Source organism: Corynebacterium wankanglinii (genome assembly GCF_013601005.1).
GTDB classification, from domain to species: Bacteria; Actinomycetota; Actinomycetes; order Mycobacteriales; family Mycobacteriaceae; genus Corynebacterium; species Corynebacterium wankanglinii.
Genome location: NZ_JABFED010000001.1, coordinates 419719 through 445753, shown reverse-complemented (window position 1 = coordinate 445753; position 26035 = coordinate 419719). Strand labels below are relative to the sequence as shown.

General features: G+C 65.0%; 22 protein-coding genes and 4 tRNA genes. 7 read left to right on the top strand and 19 right to left on the bottom strand.

Features of this window, described 5'->3' with window-relative positions; genetic code table 11:
* Positions 1 to 99 precede the first annotated feature (99 nt).
* From fusA to rpsL, 3 genes are all read right to left on the bottom strand, one after another.
* Positions 100 to 2223 carry an elongation factor G gene (fusA, locus tag HMA55_RS02155; RefSeq protein ID WP_181191423.1) on the bottom strand — a complete coding sequence of 708 codons (2124 nt, stop codon included), beginning with the start codon at positions 2221 to 2223 and terminating at the stop codon, positions 100 to 102.
* 201 nt (positions 2224 to 2424) lie between these two features.
* Positions 2425 to 2892 (bottom strand): 30S ribosomal protein S7, encoded by a 468-nt coding sequence (gene rpsG, locus HMA55_RS02150; RefSeq protein ID WP_181191422.1) that lies wholly within the window; start codon positions 2890 to 2892, stop codon positions 2425 to 2427.
* Positions 2893 to 2895: 3 nt separating this feature from the next.
* On the bottom strand, positions 2896 to 3267 hold the full coding sequence (gene rpsL / locus HMA55_RS02145) for a 30S ribosomal protein S12 (RefSeq protein ID WP_034997208.1): 372 nt from the start codon (positions 3265 to 3267) through the stop codon (positions 2896 to 2898).
* A 301-nt stretch (positions 3268 to 3568) separates the two neighbouring features.
* On the opposite strand from rpsL, the gene HMA55_RS02140 reads away from it, so the two are divergent.
* Positions 3569 to 4189 (top strand): DUF1707 SHOCT-like domain-containing protein, encoded by a 621-nt coding sequence (locus HMA55_RS02140; RefSeq protein WP_181191421.1) that lies wholly within the window; start codon positions 3569 to 3571, stop codon positions 4187 to 4189.
* 112 nt (positions 4190 to 4301) lie between these two features.
* Here the strand turns inward: HMA55_RS02140 and HMA55_RS02135 are convergent, their stop codons facing one another.
* From HMA55_RS02135 to rplJ, 5 genes are all read right to left on the bottom strand, one after another.
* Positions 4302 to 8309 (bottom strand): DNA-directed RNA polymerase subunit beta', encoded by a 4008-nt coding sequence (locus HMA55_RS02135; RefSeq protein WP_181191420.1) that lies wholly within the window; start codon positions 8307 to 8309, stop codon positions 4302 to 4304.
* A gap of 84 nt (positions 8310 to 8393) precedes the next feature.
* Positions 8394 to 11891, bottom strand: coding sequence for a DNA-directed RNA polymerase subunit beta (gene rpoB / locus HMA55_RS02130; protein ID WP_181191419.1), 3498 nt, complete (start codon positions 11889 to 11891; stop codon positions 8394 to 8396).
* Positions 11892 to 12207: 316 nt separating this feature from the next.
* Complete coding sequence (locus HMA55_RS02125; protein WP_181191418.1) at positions 12208 to 13131, bottom strand: DUF3068 domain-containing protein; 924 nt, start codon at positions 13129 to 13131, stop codon at positions 12208 to 12210.
* Between the two features lie 85 nt (positions 13132 to 13216).
* A complete protein-coding gene (gene rplL / locus HMA55_RS02120) occupies positions 13217 to 13606 on the bottom strand; it encodes a 50S ribosomal protein L7/L12 (RefSeq protein WP_038609580.1) in 390 nt (129 codons plus the stop codon).
* Positions 13607 to 13658: 52 nt separating this feature from the next.
* Positions 13659 to 14180, bottom strand: coding sequence for a 50S ribosomal protein L10 (gene rplJ / locus HMA55_RS02115; RefSeq protein WP_181191417.1), 522 nt, complete (start codon positions 14178 to 14180; stop codon positions 13659 to 13661).
* Positions 14181 to 14650: 470 nt separating this feature from the next.
* Between rplJ and HMA55_RS02110 the strand changes: the two genes are divergently transcribed.
* Positions 14651 to 15718: an HNH endonuclease signature motif containing protein gene (locus HMA55_RS02110; RefSeq protein WP_181191416.1), complete on the top strand. Its 1068-nt coding sequence runs from the start codon at positions 14651 to 14653 to the stop codon at positions 15716 to 15718.
* Positions 15719 to 15835: 117 nt separating this feature from the next.
* Here HMA55_RS02110 and rplA read toward each other — a convergent pair whose 3' ends face one another.
* The 9 genes from rplA to HMA55_RS02065 form a co-directional block, all read right to left on the bottom strand.
* Positions 15836 to 16546, bottom strand: coding sequence for a 50S ribosomal protein L1 (gene rplA, locus HMA55_RS02105; protein WP_181191415.1), 711 nt, complete (start codon positions 16544 to 16546; stop codon positions 15836 to 15838).
* 73 nt (positions 16547 to 16619) lie between these two features.
* Entirely contained in the window at positions 16620 to 17048 is a 429-nt protein-coding gene (rplK, locus tag HMA55_RS02100; RefSeq protein ID WP_181191414.1) for a 50S ribosomal protein L11, read from the bottom strand.
* A 169-nt stretch (positions 17049 to 17217) separates the two neighbouring features.
* Positions 17218 to 18312, bottom strand: a complete 1095-nt coding sequence (gene nusG, locus HMA55_RS02095; RefSeq protein WP_374680613.1) for a transcription termination/antitermination protein NusG — start codon at positions 18310 to 18312, stop codon at positions 17218 to 17220.
* A 165-nt stretch (positions 18313 to 18477) separates the two neighbouring features.
* Positions 18478 to 18798, bottom strand: coding sequence for a preprotein translocase subunit SecE (gene secE / locus HMA55_RS02090; RefSeq protein ID WP_181191413.1), 321 nt, complete (start codon positions 18796 to 18798; stop codon positions 18478 to 18480).
* A gap of 21 nt (positions 18799 to 18819) precedes the next feature.
* Positions 18820 to 18895 (bottom strand) — tRNA-Trp (locus HMA55_RS02085).
* 64 nt (positions 18896 to 18959) lie between these two features.
* Positions 18960 to 19031 (bottom strand) — tRNA-Met (locus HMA55_RS02080).
* A gap of 52 nt (positions 19032 to 19083) precedes the next feature.
* Positions 19084 to 19156: transfer RNA gene (locus HMA55_RS02075), tRNA-Thr, on the bottom strand.
* A gap of 190 nt (positions 19157 to 19346) precedes the next feature.
* Positions 19347 to 19431: transfer RNA gene (locus HMA55_RS02070), tRNA-Tyr, on the bottom strand.
* Positions 19432 to 19490: 59 nt separating this feature from the next.
* The gene (locus HMA55_RS02065; protein WP_042405773.1) at positions 19491 to 20507 is read right to left on the bottom strand and encodes a polyprenyl synthetase family protein; all 1017 of its coding nucleotides are present in this window, start codon (positions 20505 to 20507) and stop codon (positions 19491 to 19493) included.
* A 95-nt stretch (positions 20508 to 20602) separates the two neighbouring features.
* Between HMA55_RS02065 and HMA55_RS02060 the strand changes: the two genes are divergently transcribed.
* Positions 20603 to 21823, top strand: a complete 1221-nt coding sequence (locus HMA55_RS02060; RefSeq protein ID WP_042405775.1) for a geranylgeranyl reductase family protein — start codon at positions 20603 to 20605, stop codon at positions 21821 to 21823.
* 7 nt (positions 21824 to 21830) lie between these two features.
* Here HMA55_RS02060 and HMA55_RS02055 read toward each other — a convergent pair whose 3' ends face one another.
* The gene (locus HMA55_RS02055; protein ID WP_181191412.1) at positions 21831 to 22523 is read right to left on the bottom strand and encodes a demethylmenaquinone methyltransferase; all 693 of its coding nucleotides are present in this window, start codon (positions 22521 to 22523) and stop codon (positions 21831 to 21833) included.
* A gap of 93 nt (positions 22524 to 22616) precedes the next feature.
* Between HMA55_RS02055 and HMA55_RS02050 the strand changes: the two genes are divergently transcribed.
* From HMA55_RS02050 to HMA55_RS02035, 4 genes are read left to right on the top strand one after another with little or no spacing between them, the layout of a single operon-like run.
* Positions 22617 to 22853 carry a tudor domain-containing protein gene (locus tag HMA55_RS02050; RefSeq protein ID WP_038609556.1) on the top strand — a complete coding sequence of 79 codons (237 nt, stop codon included), beginning with the start codon at positions 22617 to 22619 and terminating at the stop codon, positions 22851 to 22853.
* A gap of 36 nt (positions 22854 to 22889) precedes the next feature.
* Positions 22890 to 23813: a metal ABC transporter substrate-binding protein gene (locus HMA55_RS02045; RefSeq protein WP_066529067.1), complete on the top strand. Its 924-nt coding sequence runs from the start codon at positions 22890 to 22892 to the stop codon at positions 23811 to 23813.
* Positions 23810 to 24535 (top strand): metal ABC transporter ATP-binding protein, encoded by a 726-nt coding sequence (locus HMA55_RS02040; protein ID WP_034997179.1) that lies wholly within the window; start codon positions 23810 to 23812, stop codon positions 24533 to 24535. Before HMA55_RS02045 ends, HMA55_RS02040 begins: the two co-directional genes overlap by 4 nt.
* Positions 24532 to 25455 carry a metal ABC transporter permease gene (locus HMA55_RS02035; RefSeq protein ID WP_051952118.1) on the top strand — a complete coding sequence of 308 codons (924 nt, stop codon included), beginning with the start codon at positions 24532 to 24534 and terminating at the stop codon, positions 25453 to 25455. The genes HMA55_RS02040 and HMA55_RS02035 overlap by 4 nt, the downstream gene beginning before the upstream one ends.
* On the opposite strand, the gene HMA55_RS02030 is transcribed toward HMA55_RS02035, so the two are convergent.
* Entirely contained in the window at positions 25356 to 26033 is a 678-nt protein-coding gene (locus tag HMA55_RS02030; protein WP_038609549.1) for a metal-dependent transcriptional regulator, read from the bottom strand. The two genes, HMA55_RS02035 and HMA55_RS02030, sit on opposite strands and share 100 nt — an antisense overlap.
* Positions 26034 to 26035 lie beyond the last annotated feature (2 nt).

Genomic DNA, 26035 nt, shown 5'->3' with positions numbered 1-26035 from the left:
TGCGGTGCCTCAGCCCGGCCGCTGCCCTCTGGTCTCCGCCCCGCGAAGTGGGTCCGCACCGCTGGCACACGGCGCGGCTCCGCTGGAAGGAGGGTCGGCTTACTTGTTGCCGTTGCGCTCGTCGATGATTTCCTGCGCGACGGACTGCGGAACCTCAGCGTAGGAGTCAAACACCATGGTGAAGTTCGCACGGCCCGCGGTCGAGGAACGCAGGTCGCCGATGTAGCCGAACATCTCGGACAGCGGCACCTTCGCACGCACAACCTTTGCGCCGGAGCGGTCCTCCATGGCGTACACCTGGCCACGGCGGGAGCTGATGTCGCCGTTGACGGTGCCCATGTACTCCTCCGGCGTCACAACCTCGACGGCCATGACCGGCTCGAGCAGCACCGGCTTCGCCTTTGCCACAGCCTCCTTCAGGACCTGGGAACCGGCAACCTTGAACGCCATCTCCGAGGAGTCGACGTCGTGGTAGGCACCATCCTCGAGGGTGGCCTTGATGTTCACCAGCGGGTAACCAGCGAGGAAGCCGTACTGCATCGCGTCCTGGATACCGGCGTCGACGGACGGGATGTACTCCTTCGGCACGCGGCCGCCGGTGACAGCGTTTTCGAAGGCGTAGGTAGCGGACTGGCCCTCTTCCAGCTCCTCCGGATCCGGGTTGTACGGCTCGATGGTGACGATGACCTTCGCGAACTGGCCGGAACCACCGGTCTGCTTCTTGTGCGTGTAGTCGAGGGACTCGACCTTCTTGCGGATGGTCTCGCGGTAGGCAACCTGCGGGGAACCGATGTTTGCCTCGACCTTGAACTCGCGCTTCATGCGGTCCACCAGCACGTCGAGGTGCAGCTCGCCCATACCGCCGATGACGGTCTGGCCGGTCTCCTCGTCGAGCTGGACGGTGAAGGTCGGGTCCTCCTCCGCCAGCTTTTGAATAGCGGTGCCCAGCTTCTCCTGGTCAGCCTTGGTCTTCGGCTCAATAGCCACCTGGATAACCGGATCCGGGAAGTCCATGGACTCCAGGATGATCGGGTGGTCCGGGTTGCACAGCGTGTCACCCGTGGTGGTTTCCTTCAGGCCGATGAACGCGTAGATGTTGCCGGCGTCAGCGTGCTCGACCGGGTTCTCCTTGTTCGCGTGCATCTGGAAGAGCTTGCCCACGCGCTCCTTCTTGGACTTCGTGGAGTTGAGCATCTGCTCGCCCGGGATCGCCTGGCCCGAGTAAACGCGCACGTAGGTGAGCTTGCCGAAGAACGGGTGAACGGCGATCTTGAACGCCAGTGCGGAGAACGGCTCCTCCACAGACGGCTTACGCGTCAGCTCATCCTCGCCGTCGACCGAGGTGCCGTGGACCTCGCCGATGTCCAGCGGGCTCGGCAGGTAGTCAACGACAGCGTCCAGCAGCGGCTCGACGCCCTTGTTGCGGTATGCGGTGCCACAGAACACCGGGTAGATCTCGGAGTTGACCGTCATCTTGCGGATGGCGGCCTTGATCTCTTCCTTCGTCAGCTCCTCGCCGCCGAAGTACTTCTCCATGAGCTCTTCGTCGGACTCAGCAACGGTCTCGAGCAGCTTCTCGCGGTACTCCTCAGCCTTCTCCTGCAGATCCGCCGGGATCTCCTGGATCTGCGGCGGGGTGCCGGTCTCGACCTTGCCCGGCCACAGCATGGCCTTCATGTCGATCAGGTCGACCACACCGTCGAAGTCGTCCTCAGCGCCGATCGGGATCTGCATGACCAACGGCTTCGCGCCGAGGCGGTCAACGATGGTGCCGACGGTGTAGTAGAAGTCAGCGCCCAGCTTGTCCATCTTGTTCACGAAGCAGATACGCGGCACGTCGTACTTCGCAGCCTGGCGCCACACCTGCTCGGACTGCGGCTCAACGCCCTCCTTGCCGTCGAACACGGCAACAGCGCCATCGAGCACGCGCAGGGAGCGCTCCACCTCAACGGTGAAGTCCACGTGGCCCGGGGTGTCGATGATGTTGATCTGGTTGTTGTTCCAGAAACAGGTCACGGCAGCGGAGGTAATGGTGATGCCGCGCTCCTTCTCCTGCTCCATCCAGTCGGTGGTCGCACCGCCGTCGTGGGTCTCTCCGACCTTGCGGTTGATACCCGTGTAGAACAGGATGCGCTCGGTAGTGGTGGTCTTACCAGCATCGATGTGGGCCATGATGCCGATGTTGCGGACCTTTGCAAGGTCCTTAAGCACTTCTTGTGCCACGTTGATTACCCCAACTTTTGTGTTATCGGCGCCGCTCGGCGCCGTGTCGGTCAGTTGTCCTTTGTCAATTCTGCCACCACATCATGGATGCGGCAGCGTGAGTTTAGACTCAGCGAGAAAACCCGGAAACGCAGGCGCTCACTCCCATGAGGAAGCGGGTATGCAGTTTCCGGGTTTCCATACTTCGCTGCGCTCCGGCGACTACCAGCGGTAGTGGGCGAAGGCGCGGTTGGCCTCTGCCATCTTGTGGGTGTCCTCGCGACGCTTCACGGATGCGCCGAGACCGTTGGAAGCATCCAGGATCTCGTTCGCCAGGCGCTCCATCATGGAGTTCTCACGACGCTGGCGGGTAAACGTGACCAGCCAACGCAGGGCGAGGGTGGTGGAACGGGCCGGCTTCACGTCCACCGGCACCTGGTAGGTCGCGCCACCAACACGGCGGGAGCGAACCTCGAGGTCCGGGCGGATGTTGCCGATAGCCTTCTCCAGGGTGCCCACCGGGTCGGTGCCGGTCTTCTCGCGGCACTGCTCGAGCGCGCCGTAGACGATGCGCTCTGCCGTGGACTTCTTGCCGTCCAGCAGGATTTTGTTCACCAGCATGGTGACCAACTCGGAGTCGTATACCGGATCCTTGACTACGGGACGCTTCGGTGCTTGCTGCTTACGCATTGATTACTGTCCCTTCTTTGCGCCGTAACGGGAGCGTGCCTGCTTGCGATCCTTCACACCCTGGGTGTCCAGAGCGCCGCGGACGATCTTGTAGCGCACACCCGGCAGGTCCTTCACACGGCCGCCACGCACGAGCACCATGGAGTGCTCTTGCAGGTTGTGGCCCTCGCCCGGGATGTATGCGGAAACCTCGATGCCGGAGGTCAGGCGCACACGTGCGACCTTACGCAGTGCAGAGTTCGGCTTCTTCGGGGTGGTGGTGTACACGCGGGTGCACACGCCACGGCGCTGCGGGGAACCCTTCAGCGCAGCGGTTGCCACCTTCGTGCTCTTATCGTGGCGGCCCTTGCGGACCAGCTGCTGAATAGTAGGCATTCACGCTCTTTCTTGTTGCGCGTCCCGCCCACACCCGGCCATACATGCAAAAATGGGGGCTCTTCTTCGGGGCCCTACCGATTGCATGAACTACCTTGTGAACGGGTCGCATGGAGTTCGTCGTACTTCGCACCGCATGATACGGGCGAAACCTCGGCTAACGTACACCGAAGCATCGCGCCAAAGCAAACTGGGTACCGACAACCGTCCGGTTCCACCGCCGTGTAACTCCTGGGACGGATGTGTCACGGTCGGTGCCTTTCGCCTGCCGACGCCGCCTTCGGCCACTACCGTAAACGACATGACCACACCCAACCCGCCCCGCAAACGCGCCTCCGACTCAGAGCGCGACGCCACAGCCAAACATCTCCAGGACGCTTTCGCCGACGGTCAGATCTCCATGTCCGAGCTTGATGAGCGCTCCCGCGCCGTCTACGCCGCCACCTACGCCGACGAATTGCCGGCCCTGGTGGAGGACCTCTCCCCGGTCAAGCACGCGGACCGGGAAGTTTGCCCATCCCGCGCATTGGTCACGGGAGAGCGAGGCGGGTCCGCCTTCACTTTGTCGGTCATGGGCGGTTCCGAACGCACCGGCCAGTGGCTCATGGCGCCCACTCACACCTCTATCACGCTGATGGGCGGCAACGCGCTCGACCTGCGCGACGCCCGACTCGCATCCCACGAAACCACGATCAACGCGGTCGCGATCATGGGGGGCGTCGACATTATCGTTCCCGATGACGTCCGCGTGATAGACGACGGCGTGGGCATCATGGGCGGCTTCGGTATTGAAGACCACCGCTCCTGCACCGTCTCCGTCGCGGAGTTGCCTGCCGACGCGCCCGTCATCCGCGTCCGCGGTCTCGCCCTCATGGGCGGAGTGGGCATCACCCGCGCGGCCCGCGGCGCCCGGGTGGAGTAGAGCGGCTGCGGCGAACAGCCCGTCGGAAAGCAAAGGCGCCCGGCTCCCCCAGTAGGGAAGCCGGGCGCCTTTCACGCAGACCTAGCTAAAGCCAGAGTGCCGGGCCTTACGTTTACAGCTCCTCGAAACCGAACTCGTCCATCGGCACGGACGCACCGGTGAACTCGCCGTAGCCCTCGTCGCCGTAGATGGAATCGCCGAAGGTCGGGATCGAGTACGCGGCGGAGCGCGCCGCCTCGGTCGGCTTGACCTGGATGTTGCGGTAGCGGGAAATACCCGTACCAGCCGGGATCAGCTTACCGATGATCACGTTCTCCTTCAGACCGATGAGCTTGTCGGAGCGCTTGTTGATCGCGGCGTCCGTGAGCACGCGGGTGGTCTCCTGGAAGGAGGCCGCCGACAGCCAGGACTCCGTGGCCAGCGAGGCCTTGGTGATACCCATGATCTCGGAGCGCATCTCCGCCGGCTCGCCGCCATCCGCCACAGCTGCGGCGTTGACCTGACGTGCCTCGGACAGATCCACCAGGGTACCCGGGAGGAACTCGGTGGAGCCCGAGTCGATCACCGTGCCGCGGCGCAGCATCTGGCGGATGATGATCTCGATGTGCTTGTCGTGGATAGACACGCCCTGAGTGCGGTACACAGCCTGGACCTCGTCGATCAGGTGCTTTTCCACACCACGGCGGCCGAGAACCTCGAGCACATCGTGCGGGTCAGCCGCGCCGCGGAGCAGACGCTCGCCCACCTCGACGTGGTCGCCCTCGCGCAGGCCGCGCTCAATCATGGCGTCCGGGTTGGACTCCATCGGGCGGCGCACCTGGGCAAGCCCCTGGCGCTTGGACAGCTTCTCGTAGACCACCACGTCGGAGCCGTCGTCCGGGTGGATGGTCAGGGTCCAGAAGTTGCCTTCGTCCTCGAGCGTGATCGTGCCCGCCACGGACGCGATCGGCGCGCGGTTCTTCGGCACGCGGGCCTCGAACAGCTCCTGCACACGCGGCAGGCCGCCCGTAATATCGCCGCCGACACCGCCCTGGTGGAAGGTACGCATGGTCAGCTGCGTACCCGGCTCACCAATGGACTGTGCAGCCACGATGCCCACTGCCTCACCGATATCGACCAGCTGGCCGGACGCCATGGACTTGCCGTAGCACTTCGCGCACACGCCGGTCGGGGTCTGGCAGGTCAGCACGGAGCGAACCTTGACTTCCTCGACACCAGCGGCCACGAGTTCGTCGATACGCTCCTCGCTGAGCTCGGTGCCCGCCTCGACGACGACGTTGCCGTCGGCGTCGGTGACGTCGGCTGCGACGACACGGCCGGACACGGAAGTCTCGACCAGGTCGTGGCGGACGAAGGTGCCTTCAGAGCCTGCGAGTGCAACCGCCACCGGCACCTTGACACCCTGGCGGGTGCCGCAGTCCTCTTCGCGGACGATGACGTCCTGCGCCACGTCCACCAGACGGCGGGTGAGGTAGCCGGAGTCCGCGGTACGCAGCGCGGTATCGGCCAGGCCCTTGCGGGAGCCGTGGGAGTTGTTGAAGTACTCCATCACGGACAGGCCCTCGCGGAAGGAGGTCTTGATCGGGCGGGTGATGTACTCGCCGCGCGAGTTCACGACCATGCCCTTCATGCCGGCCAGGGTCCAGATCTGGCGCATGTTACCGGCAGCACCGGACTTCACGATCATCGGAATCGGGTTGTCGTCCGGGTACAGGTCTTCCACGGCCTGACCCACCTTATTGGTGGCGTCCTGCCACAGCTCCACGAGACGGTCGTAACGGTTCTCTTCCGTCAGCGCGCCCTTCTCCCAGAACTTGCGCTCGATAGCCTCGGCTTCCTTCTCGTACTGCTCGAGGACCTCGGTCTTGTTCGGGAGGATGAGCACGTCGGACATGGAGATGGTCACGCCGGAACGGGTGGACCAGTAGAAACCGGCGTCCTTCATCTTGTCCAGCACCTGCGCGACGGTGATCATCGGGTACTTCTCAACCATGGACTGGATGATGTCGCCGAGCAGCACCTTGCCGGCACCGCCGCCCTTACGCACCATCGCACCTTCCTGGTACGGGAAGTTGAACGGCAGCAGCTCGTTGAACATGATGCGGCCGAGGGTGGTCTCGGTCATCCACGCCTGGCCCTTGGTCCAGCCGTCCGGGAACTGCTCCTGCTCGATCTCCGGGGTCGGGCGCAGGTGGTCGATGCGGACTTTGATCGGAGCCTGCAGGCCCAGCACGCCCAGGTCGTAGGCCATGATGGCCTCGCGGTAGGACGAGTAGACGCCGCGCTCCGGGCCGTTCTCGTCGGCAGGCGCGTAGGCACCCTCGCCGCCGATCTCCTGCGGTCCCTTGAGCATGGTCAGGAAGTACAGGCCGGTGACCATGTCCAGGCGCGGCATCGCCAGCGGCTTGCCGGACGCCGGGGACAAGATGTTGTTGGAGGACAGCATGAGGACGCGGGCCTCAGCCTGCGCCTCCGCGGACAGCGGCAGGTGCACAGCCATCTGGTCGCCGTCGAAGTCAGCGTTGAACGCCTCGCAAGCCAGCGGGTGCAGCTGGATGGCCTTACCCTCGACCAGCTTCGGCTCGAAGGCCTGGATACCCAGGCGGTGCAGCGTCGGTGCGCGGTTGAGCAGCACCGGGTGCTCCGAAATCGCCTCTTCCAGCACGTCCCACACCTCGGGGCGCTGGCGCTCCACCATGCGCTTGGCGGACTTGATGTTCTGCGCGTAGTCGTTGTCCACCAGGCGCTTCATCACGAACGGCTTGAACAACTCAAGCGCCATACGCTTGGGCAGGCCGCACTCGTGCAGCTTCAGCTGCGGGCCGACAATAATCACGGAACGGCCGGAGTAGTCCACGCGCTTGCCCAGCAGGTTCTGGCGGAAGCGGCCCTGCTTGCCCTTGAGCAGGTCGGACAGGGACTTCAGCGGACGGGTGCCCGGGCCAGTGACCGGACGGCCGCGGCGGCCGTTGTCAAACAGGGCGTCCACGGACTCCTGCAGCATCCGCTTCTCGTTGTTCACGATGATCTCGGGCGCACCCAGATCGATCATGCGCTTCAAACGGTTGTTGCGGTTGATCACGCGGCGGTACAGGTCGTTCAGGTCCGAGGTGGCGAAGCGGCCACCGTCGAGCTGCACCATCGGGCGCAGCTCCGGCGGGATCACCGGGATCGCGTCCAGGATCATGCCGGCCGGGTCGTTGCCGGAGCGCTGGAACGCGGCAACAACGCGCAGGCGCTTGAGCGCGCGGACCTTCTTCTGGCCCTTGCCCTCAGCGATGATGCCGCGCAGCTCCTCGGCCTCGGCGTCGAGGTCGAAGTTGCGGATCAGCGTCTGGATCGCCTCTGCGCCCATGCCGCCGGTGAAGTAGTCCTCGTAGCGGTCAACGAGCTCCTCGTAGAGGTTCTCGTCGATGATCATCTGCTTCGGCGCGAGCTTCTGGAAGGTGGTCCAAATCTCGTCCAGGCGCTCGACCTCGCGCTCGCCCGCCTCGCGCAGGTGCTGCATCTCCTTATCGGCAGCGTTTTGCACCTTCTTGCGGGCAGCGGCGGTCGCGCCGGAGGCCTCGAGCTCGGCGAGGTCCTCCTCGAGCTTCTGTGCGCGGTCGGCGATCTCGGAGTTGGTGTCGTCCTCGACCTCCTTCTTCTCCATCAACATCTCCGCCTCGAGGGTGGACATGTCGTTGTGGCGCGCCTCGTCGTCGACGGAGGTGATGATGTTCGCCGCGAAGTAAATGATGCGCTCGAGGTCCTTCGGCGCCAGATCCAGCAGGTAGCCCAAGCGGGACGGGACGCCCTTGAAGTACCAGATGTGGGTCACCGGGGCGGCCAACTCAATGTGGCCCATGCGCTCACGGCGCACCTTGGACTTGGTCACCTCAACACCGCAGCGCTCGCAGATGATGCCCTTGTAACGGACGCGCTTGTACTTGCCGCAGGCGCACTCCCAGTCGCGGGTGGGACCGAAGATGCGCTCGCAGAACAGGCCGTCCTTCTCCGGCTTAAGCGTGCGGTAGTTAATGGTCTCGGGCTTCTTCACCTCGCCGTGGGACCAACGGCGGATGTCGTCGGCGGTGGCCAGGCCGATGCGAAGCTCGTCGAAGAGGTTTACGTCAAACACGTAAAAATTCCTTTTCTTCTAGGTATGTGCTGTTCGTTCGTCGTGCCGTCGAAAAGCAATTGCTTTCCGACGGCTACCTGGCGCTTAGGCGGTATCCGCCGCTGCACCCTCGTCACGGGAAAGGTTGATGCCAAGCGAGGAGCCGGCCTGATCGAACTCGTCGTCGTCGCCGTCGAGCTCCATCGGCGTGCCGTCGGTGGAGAGCACCTCCACGTTCAGACACAGCGACTGCAGCTCCTTGAGCAGCACCTTGAAGGACTCCGGGATACCCGGATCCGGGATGTTGTCTCCCTTAACAATCGCCTCGTAGACCTTCACGCGGCCCACCACGTCATCGGACTTGATGGTCAAAAGCTCCTGCAGGGTGTAGGCAGCGCCGTACGCCTGCATCGCCCACACCTCCATCTCGCCGAAGCGCTGGCCACCGAACTGGGCCTTACCGCCCAGCGGCTGCTGCGTAATCATGGAGTACGGGCCGGTAGAACGGGCGTGAATCTTCTCGTCCACCAAGTGGTGCAGCTTGAGCATGTACATGTAGCCGACCGAGATCGGGTACTTGTACGGCTCGCCGGAACGGCCGTCGAATAGCCTGGTCTTGCCGTTTTCGTCCACCATCACGTCGCCGTCGCGGTTCGGCTTGGAGTTTGCCAGCAGGCCCGCGATCTCGTCGTTGGTCGCGCCGTCGAACACCGGGGTTGCGGTCAGCGAGTCCGCCGGAACGTCGTAGAGATGCTCCGGCAGGGTCTCCAGCAGCTTGGCGTTCTTCGGGTCGTCCGGGTTGACGGTCCAACCAGCTTTGGCCAGCCAGCCCAAGTGGATCTCCAGCACCTGGCCGATGTTCATACGACGCGGCACACCGTGGGTGTTCAGGATGATGTCCACCGGGGTGCCGTCAGCCATGAACGGCATGTCCTCCTGCGGCAGGATCTTGCCCACGACACCCTTGTTGCCGTGGCGGCCGGCCATCTTGTCGCCGTCCTGGATCTTGCGCTTCTGGGCGACGTAGACGCGGATCATCTCGTTGACGCCCGGCGATAGATCGTCGTCGTCCTCGCGGGAGAAGCGGCGCACGGCGATGACCTTGCCCTGCTCGCCGTGCGGCACCTTCAGGGAGGTGTCGCGGACCTCGCGGGCCTTCTCGCCGAAGATGGCGCGCAGCAGGCGCTCCTCCGGGGTCAGCTCGGTTTCGCCCTTCGGGGTGACCTTGCCCACCAGGATGTCGCCGTCGCGCACGTCCGCGCCGATGCGGATGATGCCGCGCTCGTCCAGGTCCTTGAGCACATCCTCGGAGACGTTCGGGATCTCACGGGTGATTTCCTCGGCACCGAGCTTGGTGTCGCGCGCGTCGATCTCGTGCTCCTCAATGTGCACGGAGGTGAGGATGTCCTCCTCCACCACGCGCTGGTTGAGGATGATGGCGTCCTCGTAGTTGTGGCCTTCCCATGGCATGAACGCGACCAGCAGGTTGCGGCCGAGCGCCATCTCGCCGTCCTTGGTGCCCGGGCCGTCAGCGATGACCTGGCCGGCCTCGACGCGGTCACCCGCAGACACGATCGGGGTCTGGTTGTAGCAGGTGCCCTGGTTGGTGCGCTCGAAGGTGCGCAGCATGTAAGTGTCGCGGCCGCCCTCGTCGTCCATGACGGTGATGAAGTCGCCGGTGACGTTTTCAATCACGCCGGACTTCTTGGAAATGACGGTGTCGCCAGCGTCGTACGCCGCGCGCTGCTCCATGCCCGTTGCCACGTAGGCGGCCTCTGCGCGCAGCAGCGGCACAGCCTGCTTCTGCATGTTCGCGCCCATGAGGGCACGGTTGGCGTCGTCGTGCTCCAGGAACGGAATCATCGCGGTAGCCACGGAGACCATCTGGCGCGGGGAAATATCCAGGTAGTCCACGCCCTGCGGGCCGACGACGCCGATGTCGCCGTCCTTGAGGCGGACCTCGATGCGCTCACCGGTCAGCGTGCCGTCTTTATCCATCGGGGTGGCCGCCTGCGCGATGGCGTAGCGGTCCTCCTCGTCGGCGGTGAGGTAGTCGATCTGGTCGGTCAGCTTGCCGTCGTTGACCTTCTGGTACGGCGTCTCGATGAAGCCGAACGGGTTGACGCGCGCGTAGGACGCGAGCGCGCCGATCAGGCCAATGTTCGGGCCTTCCGGGGTCTCAATCGGGCACATGCGGCCGTAGTGGGACGGGTGCACGTCTCGCACCTCGATGCCGGCGCGCTCGCGCGACAGGCCGCCCGGGCCAAGCGCGGACAGGCGACGCTTGTGGGTCAGGCCGGACAGGGAGTTGTTCTGGTCCATGAACTGCGACAGCTGCGAGGTGCCGAAGAACTCGCGGATGGCAGCGGAGACCGGGCGCACGTTGATCAGGGATGTCGGGGTGATGGACTCCGCGTCCTGGGTGGTCATGCGCTCACGCACGACGCGCTCCATACGGGACAGGCCGACGCGGACCTGGTTCTGGATCAGCTCGCCCACGGTGCGCAGGCGACGGTTGCCGAAGTGGTCGATGTCGTCGGTGTTGATCGGGATGATCTCGCCCTCCGGCGACGTCATCTCGTTCTCGCCCGCGTGCAGGCGCACCAGGTACTCCAGCGTGGTGGCGATGTCTTCCTCGGTGAGCACCATCAGACCGTCATGGTCGCCACCGAGGCCGAGCTTGCGGTTGATCTTGTAGCGGCCCACGCGAGCCAGGTCGTAGCGCTTGGCCTTGAAGAAGGAGTTCTCCAGCAGGGACTGCGCAAGGTCGCGCGTGGGCTGCTCGCCCGGGCGCTGCTTGCGGTAGATCTCCAGCAGCGCCTCATCCGTGTTGGACACACCGTCGTTTTCCAGGGTGGACATCATGATCTCGGAGAAGCCGAAGCGCTCCGTGATCTGCTCGGTGGTCCAGCCGAGCGCCTTCAGCAGTACGGTGACCGGCTGGCGGCGCTTGCGGTCGATGCGCACACCGACGGTGTCGCGCTTGTCCACGTCAAACTCCAGCCACGCACCGCGCGACGGGATGACCTTCACGGAGTGCAGCGGGCGCTCCGTGGACTTGTCGATGGTCTCGTCGAAGTACACGCCCGGCGAACGCACCAGCTGGGAGACGACGACGCGCTCCGTGCCGTTGACGATGAAGGTGCCCTTATCCGTCATCAGCGGGAAGTCGCCGATGAACACGGTCTGGGACTTGATCTCCTGCGTGTCGTTGTTGATGAACTCCGCGGTCACGTACAGCGGCGCGGAGTAGTTGATGTCCTTGTCCTTGCACTCGTCGATCGTGTACTTCACGTCTTCGAAGCGCGGCTCGGACAGCGTCAGGCTCATGTTGCCGGAGTAGTCCTCGATCGGGGAGATCTCGTCGAGGATGTCCTCCAGGCCGGACGTGACGCGCGCATCGCCGCCGCGGTTGGCCTGCTCGCGCTCGCGCCACTCGGGCGTGCCGACGAGCCACGCAAAGGATTCGAGCTGCACATCAAGAAGTCCCGGGACGGTGATCGGCTCATTAATCTTCGCGAACGAGTAACGTTCGGGAGCCCCGGGGATATCAGCCATGTTCATGGTCTGGTCTGAGACTGCCAAGTTGGGTCCTTCCAGCACCTCTGGCGGAGACCTACCGCACCACGTCTGGCTTCGCGGTCCGGCGGCGTTTCCGCAGGATAAGTTAGCATTCGGTCTGCTTTAGAAGACCCGCCCCCAGAGACAACAAAATCACCTTGTCAAATCGGGTTTTCGTTTCCCGCTGCACAAGGCTTGCATCGCGTACTGGAGACGGCTTCCAGCGCAAAGAACAACCATAGAGTAATCTCCCCCGTTTGTAAAGGCCCCCGCCGTCACTTCCGCCAGACACCCGATGCCGTCAATGTGCCGCGCGCGGTTGTTGGGGGGAAGCCTACCACCCGTCGCACGCAGCCGGTCAAACCCGACGCGCCGCACGCCCCGGCCGCAGCGCTCCCACCAGGCCCGCAAGCGCGAGCGCGGCGCCGACCCAGGCCAGCACGCGCCACAGCCCACGGTCCGCGGCGGCGGTCTGCGCATCCGCCACTTTGCGCACAAGCTTTGCGACGTCCTCACGGTCCATCACACCGTCATAGGTCACCACGTTTTTCACGCCGTTGCCTTCTGCGTCGGCGTAGTAGTCGTCCACCTTCTCGTCGATGCCCACGACCACGCCGGTCTCCTGGTCCACAAGGATCTCGCGATCGGCCACGTGGTGCAGGAAGGTGCGTTCGCCATCGACCGTCAGCGTGTTGCGGGGATCCGCGTAGCGCATCGCCACGTTCGTCGGCGCAATGGTTTGGTGGAACCGCGCCACGGTACGCCCGGCAATGTCCTCCGTGTCCACGAACTCTGCTGGGGCCGCACCGCGCAGCACGGGATCGAACACCTCCACGGTGTCTTGTGGCGCGGGGGCGGGGAAGGTCAGCCACGCGCCGTCGATAGGTACCTGCGTCGCGGGCATCCCCATCACCAACAACGCCTCTGCGGGCCCCACCGCGGCGCCAGAAACGCGGTCCACGGCGTACGACCACGTCGAGGCGGTAAGCAAGTTGTCAAAATCCGTACCGGACTCCCCCGCCCGGAGCGTGTCCCCAACGCGCACGCTCGCCGTCTCCTCATCCGACGGCTCCTGGATCTCCATGTGCAACTGGCGGGTCACCGGTGCGGGTTGGCCGTCCCGCACCCCGTCAGGGTCCGACATCGTCCACGTCGCCTCCCCCAACGCCAAGGGCAACCGCGTACCAGACAGCAGCACACTCGGCGCGAGCAGGCCAGCCACTACCAAAGCCACGCCGAGGCCAGCGAGCAGGGCGGACAATATGCGGGGTTTCGGCAGCATGGTGGGCCAGTCTAGCGCAGCAAAAACGCGAAACCCCCTCCGGTCGCGGTTGCGACCGAAGGGGGCGTCGTCAAGCAGAAAGCTCCTACTTGAGGGTGACGGATGCGCCAGCCTCTTCCAGCTTGGCCTTTGCAGCCTCTGCGTCGTCCTTGTTGGCGCCCTCGAGGATGGCCTTCGGTGCACCCTCGACCATTTCCTTGGCGTCCTTCAGGCCCAGGCCCGGAACCAGCTCGCGGACGACCTTGATCACGCCGATCTTCTTGTCGCCAGCGGACTCGAGAACAACGTCGAACTCGTCCTTCTCCTCAGCGGCAGCCTCGCCGCCAGCGGCCGGAGCGCCTGCAGCTGCGACAGCAACCGGAGCGGCTGCGGTCACGTCGAAGACCTCCTCGAACTCCTTCAGGAACTCGGAGAGCTCGATGAGGGTCATTTCCTTGAACTGCTCAATGAGCTCGTCCTTGGTGAGCTTAGCCATTGTGGCTTCCTTTCTGTTGGTGGGCGTTTACAGCCCGGATGTAAAAGTGTGTTTATGCGGCTTCTTGCTTGTCCTGCAGCGCAGCGACAAGGCGGGCCGTCTTGGACGCCGGAGCCTGGAACAGGCCGGCTGCCTTTGCCAAGGAACCCTGGAAAGCACCAGCGATCTTTGCAAGCGTGGTCTCGCGGTTGTCCATCTCGGCCAGAGCGTCGACCTGGGAAGCGTCGAGGACGTTGCCGTCCATGAAGCCGCCCTTGATCACGAACGCGTCGTGGTCCTTGTTGAACTTCTTCATCACCTTCGCCGCGTCGACGGCTGCGTCGCCCTTGATGAAAGCGACGGCGGTCGGGCCGGTGAGAAGATCGTCGAGACCCTCGATGCCCTGCTCGTTCGCAGCGATCTTGATGAGGGTGTTCTTGGCGACGTGGTACTCGACATCAAAGCCCATATCGCCGCGCAGCTGCTGCAGCTGGCCGACGGTCAGGCCACGGTACTCGGTCAGCACGATGGAATCCGCCTCAGCGAACTTCTCCTTCAGAGCTGCGAGTTCCGCAGTGTTCTTCGGGTTTGCCATGACACACGCCTCCTTCCGATACTTCATGTTGTTCAATCCGCCCGGAGCATCCTCGCTTTACGACGTTCGCTTCGCGCGAATCCGACGCCTTCAAGCAAAAATGCCCCGTGCAGAAGCACGAGGCATACGTTTCGTAGTGTGCCGCGTTTCTCCTGCGTGGGTCGGCCCCTACAGTGGAGCACCTTCGACTCCCTCGCGGGAGTGACCGACGGTCTTCGGTGAAACTTGAGCTCGGCCGTTGCGGGCCGTTCAAACTTCGGTAGGGGATGTTAGCGGGTGGGTACCGAGTTCGCCAAATCGCGGGTGTGCGCGCGGCGTGGGGTGTGAAGTGGGGCATCTACTCCTCGGGCGAGAAAAGTCAAGGGGTGGCGCTCCCCTGTGGATAACGTTCAAGCCTTTCGCCGGGGGTTGTCCACAGGTTTGGGTTTTAGGGGTTGTGTGGGTGTGCGGGGTGGTTAGTGTCTGTGGCCATGAACCCGTTCGACGCACTGATCCAGGCGATGGCCGCAGAATCCATGGAGACGCTGCGGCACTTCGACCTGTCTGTCGCACTTGCCGCCGGCATGGCACCAGAGCGCGCCCGCGCATGGGCGGCGATGCAGGACGTCTACTACGGGGCGACAAAGTTCACCCGCAAGCAAGCCCTCGCCGCGCAGAAAGCTCACGGGTTTTCCATCGACGAGCTCGCACTGATCGAACGGCGCATCAGCGGGGTCAAAGACACGGCCGAGCGGTGGCGGCTGCGCCTAGCCCTGCTCGAGGTGCGCGGCGGGTACCGCGCGATTGAACGCGCCGCACGCGAACTCATCCCCGCTGATACCACCCCGAAGAAAAAGCAGGTCGCCTTCTCCCGGCCGAGCAACGGCCGGGCACGCATCACCATCGACACCACCGACAGCAACGCCGCCGACCTAGAACACCGCCTGCGCCAAAACCTCGACCCCACCACACCGGCCGCTCCTCAAATGGAACAAGAATTCTGGCGCATCCTCGACGGCGACACCGGCGGTGTTGTCGCTGCCGCACCCCGGCCGATCGTGATGGTGCCCATCGACGCCCACATGCGCATCCTGGCCGGTGCCGGCGACGAGATCGAGCTGGTGCTCACCGACGGCACCACCATGACCGGGGCCGAGTACTTACAGCACGAGTTCGGTCACGCACTGGAAGTCGCCGCGTTCCACCCCACACACGGGGCGGTGAACCTCTACCGCACCACACGTTTGGCCAACCAGAAGCAGCGCGACCTTGCCGCGATGGTTTCCCCGGTGTGCGCGTTTCCCGGCTGCCGCCACGGCGCATACGCGTGCCAGACGCACCACGTCACACCGTGGCAACACGGTGGTGAGACCAACCTGGACAACCTCGCCCCGCTATGCCGCTACCACAACCGCGTCAACGACGACGACCCCACACGACGCAAACGCGGCCGCATCACCATGGACCGCGGCGCACCCATATGGACCTCACCAACCGGACACCACCACACAAACACCAACCGAGGAGCACTCGACCAACTCTTCGGCCCCAACCGCTAACGCAAACACCCCAAAAACAGCAAACGCCGCCGCCCAAAAACGGACGACGGCGACTGCGGCACGCGCATACGCAAAACCCGCCGCAGCGCGATGCTGCGGCGGGTCTGAAAAGACGGACTATGCCTTGGTGGCGTAGTTCTTCTCCACAGAGGTGTCCACCGGCACACCCGGGCCCTGGGTGGCAGAGACGGTGATCTTCTTCAGGTAGATGCCCTTCGCGGACGCCGGCTTCAGGCGGATGACCTCGTCGAGCAGTGCGCCGTAGTTCTCAGCGAGCTGCTCCGGGGTGAAGGACGCCTTGCCGATGATGGCGTGCAGGTTGGACGCCTTGTCCACGCGGAACGCGATCTTGCCGCCCTTGGAATCGGCGACAGCCTTCGCAACGTCCGGGGTGACCGTGCCCGTCTTCGGGTTCGGCATGAGACCACGCGGGCCGAGCACGCGGGCGACGCGGCCGACCTTGGCCATCTGGTCCGGGGTAGCGATAGCCACGTCGAAGTCGAGCTGGCCGTTGTTGATCTGCTCGATCAGCTCGTCGGTGCCGACGATGTCCGCGCCTGCCTCCTGCGCCTTGGTGGCGTTCTCGCCCTCGGCGAACACTGCGACGCGGACGGTCTTACCGGTGCCGTGCGGCAGGTTCACGGTGCCGCGGACCAGCTGGTCAGCCTTGCGCGGATCCACGGACAGGCGCATCGCGACGTCGATGGTGGCGTCGTACTTGTCGGAGGAGGTCTCCTTCGCAAGCGTGACCGCGTCGAGCGGGTGGTAGAAGCTGTCGCGGTCGATCTTTGCCAGCTGTTCGTTGTGGCGCTTGGATTTCTTAGCCATGTTGAGTTCCTTTCAGGAGTTGTGGTGAGCGGGCCTGGCTTACGGCCCTTCCACGTGAAACGAGAAGTGCGGTTTACTTCTCGACGTCGATGCCCATGGAGCGGGCGGTACCTGCGATGATCGCGGCGCCAGCCTCGATGTCGCGGGCGTTGAGGTCGGCCTTCTTGGTCTCGGCGATCTCCTTGCACTGCTCCCAGGTGACCTTGCCCACCTTGTCGGTGTGCGGGACGCCGGAACCCTTCTGCAGGCCTGCGGCCTTGAGCAGCAACGACACCGCCGGCGGGGACTTCAGCACGAAGTCGAAGGAGCGGTCCTCGTAGACCGTGATCTCCACCGGGACGATGTTGCCGCGCATGGACTCGGTGGCGGCGTTGTAGGCCTTGGTGAACTCGGCGATGTTCACGCCGTGCGGACCAAGTGCCGTGCCCACCGGCGGAGCCGGGGTTGCCATGCCTGCTTCGATCTGCAGCTTAATCAGGCCGGTGACCTTCTTCTTAGCCATCGCATTACCTCCTAGTTACAGCGCCCGCAGCCACGATGAGCTGCCGCGGGGCTTCCGGATGCCGGGGTTGATGCCAGCCACCGGGGAATATAGAAACGAAAACGTCGCGCGTGTGGGCACGCGCGACGAGATAGGTTACGCCGTGAGGACGTCGAGAAGCAAAACGCGCCTACATGATCCGCTCGATCTGGTCCGCGGTGAGCTCCACGGGAGTCTCGCGGCCGAAGATGGACACCAGCGCCTCGATCTTGCCCGTCTCCGGGTCGATGGCGTTGATGGTGGCGGACACGGACGCGAGCGCGCCGGAGAGGATGGTGACGGCCTCGCCGACCTGGTAGTCGTGCGTGACCTTCTTCGGCGCCTCGTCCTCTGGCATGGCCACGACGGTCTCGCCCTCGGCGTTGACCTCGGGCTTGGTGCCGGTCGCGGCGGACTTGGGCAGCAGGAACTTTGCGACGTCGCGATGCTTCACCGGCGTCGCATTACCTTCGTTGCCCACGAAGGAGGTCACGCCCGGGGTCTCGCGGACCACGGACCAGGCGGCGTCGTTCATGTCCATGCGCACGAGCACGTAGCCCGGCAGGAGCTTGCGCTTGACCAGCTTTTTCTTGCCGTCCTTGTTCTCAATGGCCTGCTCGATGGGCACGACCACCTCGTAGATGGAGTCCTCCACCTCGAGGGTTTGGGAGCGCATCTCCAGGTTGGTCTTCACCTTGTTCTCGTAGCCCGAGTAGGACTGGATGATGTACCACTCGCCCGGCTGCTTCTTCAGCTCGCGGGTGTATTCGCGCAGGCGGCGCTTGTATTCGCTGTCGGAGTCGGCGTCTGTGTCGGCGTCGGCCCCAGCGGCGGCGGCCTCGAGGTCGCCCGCTTCGGCGACGTTGAGGTCGGTCTCCTGGATGGGTTCCTCCACCACGGCATCATCGGCACCGTCAGCGTCGGCGGCCTCGCCGTCAGCAGCGTCGGCGTCGTCGCGACCGTCAACGCCGTCAGCGCCGGCGTTGGCGCCGTCCAGTTCCTCGGCGGCTTCTTCGGCGCTGTCGGTGTCGACGGCGGCCTGGGCGATGTTCTCGACCTCGGCGTCCGTCAGGTCGGCGTCGGCCGTTTCAGCCTCTGGGTCTGCCTCGGCGGCGTCTGCGTCGGCGCCGGTACTGTCGCCCTCCTCGTCGGAGGAGTCACCACCCTCGGTGCCGGCCGGGTCGTCGTCCCCACCGTTGAGCGCCGGATCGGTGGACGGCTGCACCGGCGCGCCCTCGTCGATCATCTCCTGCTCGTTGTTCTCCAGAGCGCCGCTGACGTCCTTGTTTGCCTCAGTCATGGTTCATCTCCTCATTCGTTCAAACGTGTGCGCCCCAGGGTACCGGGGCAAAAATTATCCCGCCCTCCTCGGCGTCCGAGGTGGCGGGAGACGTTGTGGCACCCAGTGTACCTAGCGGATGAAGATCCAGCGAATCACCCACGCCGACAGCGCGTCGACGCCCCACACGAAGATGGTGAGCACGATCAGAAACGCGAACACGATTGCCGTGTAGTTGAGCATCTGTTTGCCGGTGGGCCAGATAACCTTGCTCATCTCGGAGGCAACTTCGCCCGGGAAGGTGGCGATGCTGGAGCCGTCCTTCTCATCCGCTTCGTCGACGGCGGCGGGCGCACGCTTGGCCTCGTAACCCTCGGCGGAGACAGGAGAAGCCCCGCGCAGCTGACGCTTGCCGGTCGGCTGTGCGGGGTTTTGACCGTTGGGGTTAGTCACGAAAACTCCTCCAGGTTGTTTTGGCAGGGGCGACAGGACTCGAACCTGCAACCTACGGTTTTGGAGACCGTTGCGCTACCAATTGCGCCACGCCCCTAGGGCACTCGTTCAAGTGCGCCTAACCCTACCACGGAAGCTTTTCAGCACCCGTTTGAGGTGAGTAGCGATGGAGAGAATTGAACTCTCGACACAGCGATTATGAGTCGCTTGCTCTACCACTGAGCTACACCGCCATGTGCTCGCCGGCGCCCGCACATCGAGTGGGAGAACCCCAGCAAACAACAGAGCCCCCTGACAGAATCGAACTGTCGACCTTTTCCTTACCATGGAAACGCTCTGCCGACTGAGCTAAGGGGGCACAGCTTCTCTGTTCCGGATCTTCGCTTTCGCTCTGACCCGCTCCGTTGAAGCCTTGGAAAGATTAACCCGATGTTGTTTTCAAACACAAATCGCCTGGCTGGTAGCGGTTTTCGCGGGTTGCTTTAGACGTCGTGAAGCGGGTGCTTCATGGCGAAACCCCGCCGGTGAAAACCGACGGGGTTTTGTGTTGGTGCCAGGTAGAAGATTCGAACTTCTGAAGGCAATGCCGGCGGATTTACAGTCCGCTCCCTTTGGCCGCTCGGGCAACCTGGCAAGCACCGAAGTGCGGGGTTTACTCTACACAACGCCCCGCACGGGAGGAAATTGCCTGCTTATCCCACCCGCTCGACGGTCATGCGGGTCATGTTGCGCAGCGCCTCGCGCGCCGGAATGTCGGGCAGGCCCTCGAGCTCCTCCTCGACCACGGCGAGGTACTCGCGCGCCTTGTCTAACGCGCGCTCCCGCCCGCCGGTCTGCGCGAGGAGGTCGAGGGCGTGGGCGACGTCGGCGTCGTCGGTAAGCGGGCCCGTGAGCAGGCCGCGCAGCTCCTCCCCGGCCGGGGAGTCCTCCTCGAGCGCGTAGAGCACGGGCAGGGTGAACACGCCCTCGCGCAGGTCGGTGCCGGGGGTCTTGCCGGACTGTTCGGGGTCGGAGAAGATGTCGATGATGTCGTCGACGATCTGGAAGACCATCCCCACCGCGTCGCCGATGCGCGCGCACCGGTCCACGACGTCCGCCTCCGCACCCGCGTGCCGCGCGCCGAGGTACGCCGCCGAGGAGATGAGCACACCCGTCTTCTCCTCGATCACCGTGAGGTAGTGCTCCACCGGGTCGCCGCCCTGCGCGCCGACGGTCTCGCGCATCTGTCCGGTGACCAGCTTCTCGAAGGTGTCGGCGAAGTGGCCGACGGTGTCCAGGTCCATCGCGCTCATGAGCCGCGACGCGTGCGCGAAGAGGATGTCGCCGGCGAGGATGGCCACGGTGTTCGTCCAGCGCGCGTTGGCGGACTCGACGCCGCGGCGGCGCTCGGCCTCGTCCATAACGTCGTCGTGGTAGAGCGTGGCCAGGTGCACCACCTCCACGACGGTGGCGCCGCGGACGACGTTCTCGCTGCGTGGGTCGGGCCCGAACTCCGCGCACAGCAGCGCCATCATGGGCCGGAAGCGCTTGCCGCCGGCGGCGGCGAGGTGCGTGACCTTGTCGGTGAGGAAGCTTTCCACGCGGGACAGCTCGGCCCGCAGCCTGTCCTCCACCGCCTCCAGCCCGGAGTTCAGCCGCGCGTTGAGCGCCTCGTCGCCTAGGTCCAGGTTGAAGCCGTGGCGCGGTGACGGAGTGGTGCCGTGCGTCATCGAAAACGTCCTTGCAGGTTGGAGGGGCACATGGATAACACGCTAACCGTAGCCCAACCCACCCCGCCCGCGCACGAGCGGGTGGCACTGGCACAATGTGGCGGGTGAGTGAGTACTTCGACCTCGTCGTCGTCGGCGCGGGCCCAGCCGGGTCCGCCGCAGCGATCGCCGGGCAGCGCGCCGGCATGGGCACATTGCTTCTCGACGCCCTGCCGGCCCACCGCGACAAAACCTGCGGGGACGGGTTGACCCCTCGGGCCGTCGATACGCTAGAGCTCCTCGGCCTCCCCGTCCCGGCGTACCGCAACCGGGGCCTGAAGCTGCACGGCTACGGCGGCGACGTCGAGGCGCCGTGGCCGCGCGGCGAGGGGTCCGCCTCCCCGCGTGCCACGTTCGACGCCATGCTTGTCGGCGAAGCTGCGCGCGCCGGCGCGACCATCCGCCAGGGCTGCCCCGCCACCGGCGTGCAGCTCGAGCGCGGGGCGATCCGCGCCGTGGAGACGCCGCGCGGCGAGGTGCGGGCCCGGCGGGTGATCGTCGCGGACGGGGTGCGCTCCCCCTTTGGCAAACTCCTCGGGCGCGCCTGGCACAAGGAGCACGTCTACGGCATCGCGGCGCGCTCCTACTGCGCCTCGCCGTTTTCGAGCGAGCCGTGGATGCACTCCCACGTCGAACTGCGCGACGCCGGCGGCGCGATCCAGCCCGGCTACGGCTGGATCTTCCCGCTCGGCGACGGGCACGTCAACCTCGGCTGCGGCGCGCTGTCCACCGACGCGCGCCCGGCGAAGGTGAACACGAAGAAGCTGCTTGCGCAGTACGCCGCGCAGCAGCGCGAGGCGTGGCAGCTCGGCGAGCCGGAACGCGTGGCGTCGGCGCTGCTGCCGATGGGCGGGGCGGTGTCGAACGTGGCGGGGCCGAACTGGGCGCTCGTGGGCGACGCGGCGGCGTGCGTGAACCCGCTCAACGGCGAGGGCATCGACTACGGGCTGGAGACGGCGGTGCTCGCCGTCGGGCTCATGGGGCAGGTCGACGACCTCACGCTCGCGTGGCCGGCGCTGCTGCGCGAAACGTACGGCGACGCGTTCGCGCTCGCGCGCACCCTCGCCCGGCTGCTCACCTACCCGCAGTTCCTGCCGCTCGCCGGGCCGGTGGCGCTGCGCGGGCTGGGCGGGCGCACCCTCATGCCGGCGGCGGCGCGGCTCATGGGCAACCTCGTCGCGGACGAGGACCGGGACCTCGTCGCCCGGGCGTGGCGCCTGGCAGGGCGGGCGGCGCGGGGCGCGCAGCCGGGCGAGCCGCTGTGGGACGCGCGCTAGGCCGGCTTCACCGCGCCGGCTTCACCGCGCTGTGCAGCGCGACGATGCCGCCGGAGAGGTTGAGCCAGCTCGCGTCCGTCCACCCGTTGTCGTTGATGGCGGCGGCGAGCTCCTCCTGGCCAGGCCAGGCGCGGATGGACTCGGCGAGGTACTCGTAGGCCTCCGCGTTCGAGGAGAACACCTTCGCCACCGCCGGCAGCGCGAGCGGCAGGTACTCCTTGTACAGCGTGCGGAAGCCGGGCACGACGGGCGTGGAGAACTCGTTGACGGCGAGGCGCCCGCCCGGCTTGGTCACGCGCGCCATCTCCCGCAGGCCGGCCTCGAAGTCGTGGACGTTGCGCAGGCCGTAGGAGATGGTCACCGCGTCGAAGGTCTCGTCGGCGAACGGCAGGTGCATCGCGTCGCCGACGACCTTGGGCACGTCGCGGTCCTTGCCGGCGGCGAGCATGCCCTGGGAAAAGTCGCAGGCCACCACCCACGCGCCGGACTTGCCCAGCTCCACGGTGGACACGGCGGTGCCGGCGGCCAGATCGAGCACGAGCTCGCCGGGCTTTAAGTCCAGGCGCTCGCGGGTGCGACGTCGCCAGTACTTGTCCAAGCCGAACGACAGCACGGTGTTGGTGATGTCGTAGTTTTTGCCCACGTCGTCGAACATACCGGCAACGTCGAAGGGCTTTTTGTCCAGATCCGCCTTGGCCATGGTGCGCAAGTCTACTTTGCCACCCACAAACGGAGGCCGTACGACAACACAACACTTGCAAGTTCGGCGTGCCGAACTTTATTATTCGCCGGTATGGGACTTGATGACTCCAACATGGGCGCATGGCTCGAAGCCATCGCATTGTTCGAGACCGCCCGCGAAGGCGACTACCTCGCGTCCGCGCGGCTCGTGCGCTCCAGCGCCAACCCGGAAGACGTCACGCTCAACCTGATGCGGCTGCTCGCCGTCTACCTGCACGACGAATCCCCGGAAAAGCTCGACCGATTCATTGCCACGTCCCACCGCGTCGGCCCGCCGCCGCTTCTCTAACCGCACGGAAAAGTACACAGAAAGAAAAGGACCAACATGCTGAAATCCAAGGTGCTCGCGCTCGCCGCCACGGCTGCGCTAACTGCCGGCCTCGCAGGCTGTTCGCAGGACAGCGCCGACGCCGCAGGCGGCAAAGACACCCCCGTGGTACTCACCACGTTCACGGTGATCCAGGACATCGCTTCGAACGTCGCCGGCGACCACCTGCGGGTGGAGTCCATCACCAAACCCGGCGCGGAAATCCACGGCTACGAGCCCACCCCGGGCGACATCTCGCGCGCCTCCGACGCCGACCTGATCCTGGACAACGGCATGAACCTGGAAAACTGGTTCTCCCAGTTCGTCGCCGACCTGGACGTGCCCCACGCCGTGGTCAGCGAAGGTGTCGACCCGATCGACATCGCGGAGGACGCCTACGCCGGCAAGCCCAACCCGCACGCCTGGATGAGTCCGGTGAACGTGCAGAAGTACGTGGACAACATCGTCGACGCGTTCAGCGAACTCGACCCGGAGCACGCCGATGATTTCAAGGCCAACGGCGAAACATACAAGCAGGAACTGCAGGCTGTGCAAGACGAGCTGGAGACCAAGCTCGCCGCTGTCCCCGACAAGCAGCGCGCCTTGGTCACCTGCGAAGGTGCGTTCTCCTATCTGGCTCGCGACGCGAAGTTGACCGAGCGCTACATCTGGCCGGTCAACGCTGAGCAGGAAGCCACCCCGCAGCAGATCGCCGGCGCGATCGAGTTTGTGAAGGAAAACAACGTCCCGTCTGTGTTCTGTGAATCCACGGTCTCTAACGCGCCGATGATGCAGGTCGTGAAGGCCACCGGCGCGGAGTACGGCGGCACCCTCTACGTCGATTCGCTTTCTGAGGAAAACGGTCCGGTGCCGACCTACCTGGATCTGATTCGCCACGACACGAAGGTGATCATCGACGGTTTGAACGGGGGCAAGCAGTGATCCCCGCAATCGCGGTTGACGATGTTGCGGTGCGCTACGGCGACGTCGTCGCGCTCGACGGCGCAACTTTGAGCGTCCAACCAGGCCGTATCTGTGGGCTGATCGGGATGAACGGCGCGGGCAAATCCACGCTACTCAAGGCGATCATGGGGTTGGTCAAGCCGGATCGCGGCACGGTTCGTATCAACGGCATCGACCCCATGCGCGCCCGCAAGACGCAGGTGCTGGGCTACGTCCCGCAGAGCGAGGACGTGGACTGGCAGTTCCCGGTCACAGTGCGTGATGTGGTCATGATGGGCCGCTACGGCCACATGGGCTTTACCCGCCACGCGCGTGCGGAGGACATTGCGGCTGTGGATCGCGCGCTTGAGCGCACCCACCTTGAGTCGTTCGCAGACCGCCAGATCGGTCAGCTTTCGGGTGGCCAGAAGAAGCGTGCCTTCATCGCCCGCGGTATCGCTCAGGGTGCGAGCATCATGCTTCTCGACGAACCCTTCGCCGGCGTGGACAAACATTCCGAGGCCACCATCACTGAGCTGCTGCGTGACCTCGCGGCAGAAGGCACCACTATTTTTGTGGTGACGCACGACCTGGTTGCCTTGCCCCAGCTCGCGCCGGAGACAGTGCTGTTGAACCGCCGGGTGTTGATGCACGCCCCGACTGAAGTGGTGTTAGAGCCGGACAATTTGGTACAGGGCTTCGGTATGGGGGTGTCAGCATGATTGCGCTGCTTACGGAGCCGTTTGGGTACGAGTTCATGATGCGTGCGCTTGCGACCTCGCTGGTGGCGTCGATTGTCTGCGCGCTGTTGTCGTGCTGGCTGGTGTTGGTTGGCTGGTCGCTGATGGGCGATGCGGTAAGCCACGCTGTCCTGCCCGGCGTGGTGCTGGCCTACATTCTGGGCGTGCCGTTTGCCGTCGGCGCGGTGGTGTTCGGGTTCCTTGCGGTGGCACTGATCGGGCTGGTGCGCGATACGTCCCGGGTGAAGGAGGATGCGGCCATTGGCATTGTGTTCACCACCATGTTCGCGCTGGGGCTCGTGCTCATTTCGGTAACCCCTTCGCACACGGATCTGAACCACATCATCTTCGGCAATCTGCTTGGTGTGTCCCGTGGGGACCTGCTGCAGGTGGCCATCCTGGGAGCGATCGTGTTGAGCGTGCTGGTGCTCAAGCGGCGCGACTTCACCCTCTACGCGTTCGATCCCACCCATGCACACGCGATTGGGTTGAATCCGCGCCTGCTCGGTGCGGCCCTGCTGGCACTGCTGGCGCTGACGTCAGTGGTGGCACTCCAGGCCGTTGGCGTGATCCTGGTGGTGGCGATGCTGATCATCCCGGGTGCGACCGCCTACCTGCTCACCAACAAATTCGGCACGATGCTGATCATCGCCCCGACCATGTCGGCGGCGTGTGCGATTGTGGGCCTGTACTGCTCCTACTACCTGGACACGGCCTCTGGCGGCATGATCGTGCTCGCCCAAGGTGTGGTGTTTGGTGTGGTGTACCTGTTCGGCCCGCATGGGGTGCTGCGGGGTCGTCGTTACGCATCCACGCGCACGAAGACGGAATCCGTGGCTTCCTCGCCGAGCGGCACCGCCTCCGCCGCGCCGGCAAGCCGGACCGCGACCGCGCCGGAGTAAGGGGCACCCTCTCCCACCTCGAGGGTTGCGCCGACGACGAGCCCGTGACTGTCGAAGAATTGCAGCAGTTTCGGGTCGTCGTCGGCAATGCGTTCAATCGTGGCCTTCTGCCCCGGCTGCACGCCGGTCAGTGGGACGGCCTCGGGGGCATCAACACGCCCGCTGGCTGAGGGGATGGGGTCACCGTGGGGGTCGCGGCTGGGGTAGTCCAAAAACGCGTCGATGCGGTCGACCATAAAGTCGCTCACCGAGTGTTCGAGGTTTTCGGCCTCGTCGTGCACCTGGTCCCAGGTGTAGCCCAACGCCTCCACCAAAAACGTTTCAATCAGGCGGTGGCGGCGGATCATCGCCACCGCGTACGTGCGGCCTGTGTCGGTCAGCTCGACGGCGCCGTAGGGCTTATGTTCCACCAGGCCCTGCTCGCCGAGCTTGCGCACCCCGTCGGAGACGGTGGATTTGCGCAGTCCAAGGTGCTTGGCCACTGACGACGGTGTCACCGGCGTATCTGACCACTCCGAAAGCGCCCAGATGCCTTTGAGGTAGTTCTGGGTACTGGTGGACAGGTCGCCGACGGACATGC

Coding starts and splice junctions, on each gene's coding strand:
- nusG (WP_374680613.1), bottom strand. CDS start 18,312: ATGATCGACGAGGGCGCGCCGGTGCAGCCGTCCACCGATCCGGCGCTC.
- HMA55_RS02065 (WP_042405773.1), bottom strand. CDS start 20,507: ATGACGCACGGCACCACTCCGTCACCGCGCCACGGCTTCAACCTGGAC.
- HMA55_RS02060 (WP_042405775.1), top strand. CDS start 20,603: ATGTGGCGGGTGAGTGAGTACTTCGACCTCGTCGTCGTCGGCGCGGGC.
- HMA55_RS02050 (WP_038609556.1), top strand. CDS start 22,617: ATGGGACTTGATGACTCCAACATGGGCGCATGGCTCGAAGCCATCGCA.
- HMA55_RS02125 (WP_181191418.1), bottom strand. CDS start 13,131: ATGCTGCCGAAACCCCGCATATTGTCCGCCCTGCTCGCTGGCCTCGGC.
- rpsG (WP_181191422.1), bottom strand. CDS start 2,892: ATGCGTAAGCAGCAAGCACCGAAGCGTCCCGTAGTCAAGGATCCGGTA.
- HMA55_RS02140 (WP_181191421.1), top strand. CDS start 3,569: ATGACCACACCCAACCCGCCCCGCAAACGCGCCTCCGACTCAGAGCGC.
- HMA55_RS02030 (WP_038609549.1), bottom strand. CDS start 26,033: ATGTCCGTCGGCGACCTGTCCACCAGTACCCAGAACTACCTCAAAGGC.
- rplJ (WP_181191417.1), bottom strand. CDS start 14,180: ATGGCAAACCCGAAGAACACTGCGGAACTCGCAGCTCTGAAGGAGAAG.
- HMA55_RS02110 (WP_181191416.1), top strand. CDS start 14,651: ATGAACCCGTTCGACGCACTGATCCAGGCGATGGCCGCAGAATCCATG.
- rpsL (WP_034997208.1), bottom strand. CDS start 3,267: ATGCCTACTATTCAGCAGCTGGTCCGCAAGGGCCGCCACGATAAGAGC.
- HMA55_RS02045 (WP_066529067.1), top strand. CDS start 22,890: ATGCTGAAATCCAAGGTGCTCGCGCTCGCCGCCACGGCTGCGCTAACT.
- HMA55_RS02055 (WP_181191412.1), bottom strand. CDS start 22,523: ATGGCCAAGGCGGATCTGGACAAAAAGCCCTTCGACGTTGCCGGTATG.
- rplL (WP_038609580.1), bottom strand. CDS start 13,606: ATGGCTAAGCTCACCAAGGACGAGCTCATTGAGCAGTTCAAGGAAATG.
- HMA55_RS02035 (WP_051952118.1), top strand. CDS start 24,532: ATGATTGCGCTGCTTACGGAGCCGTTTGGGTACGAGTTCATGATGCGT.
- rplA (WP_181191415.1), bottom strand. CDS start 16,546: ATGGCTAAGAAATCCAAGCGCCACAACGAACAGCTGGCAAAGATCGAC.
- rplK (WP_181191414.1), bottom strand. CDS start 17,048: ATGGCTAAGAAGAAGGTCACCGGCCTGATTAAGCTGCAGATCGAAGCA.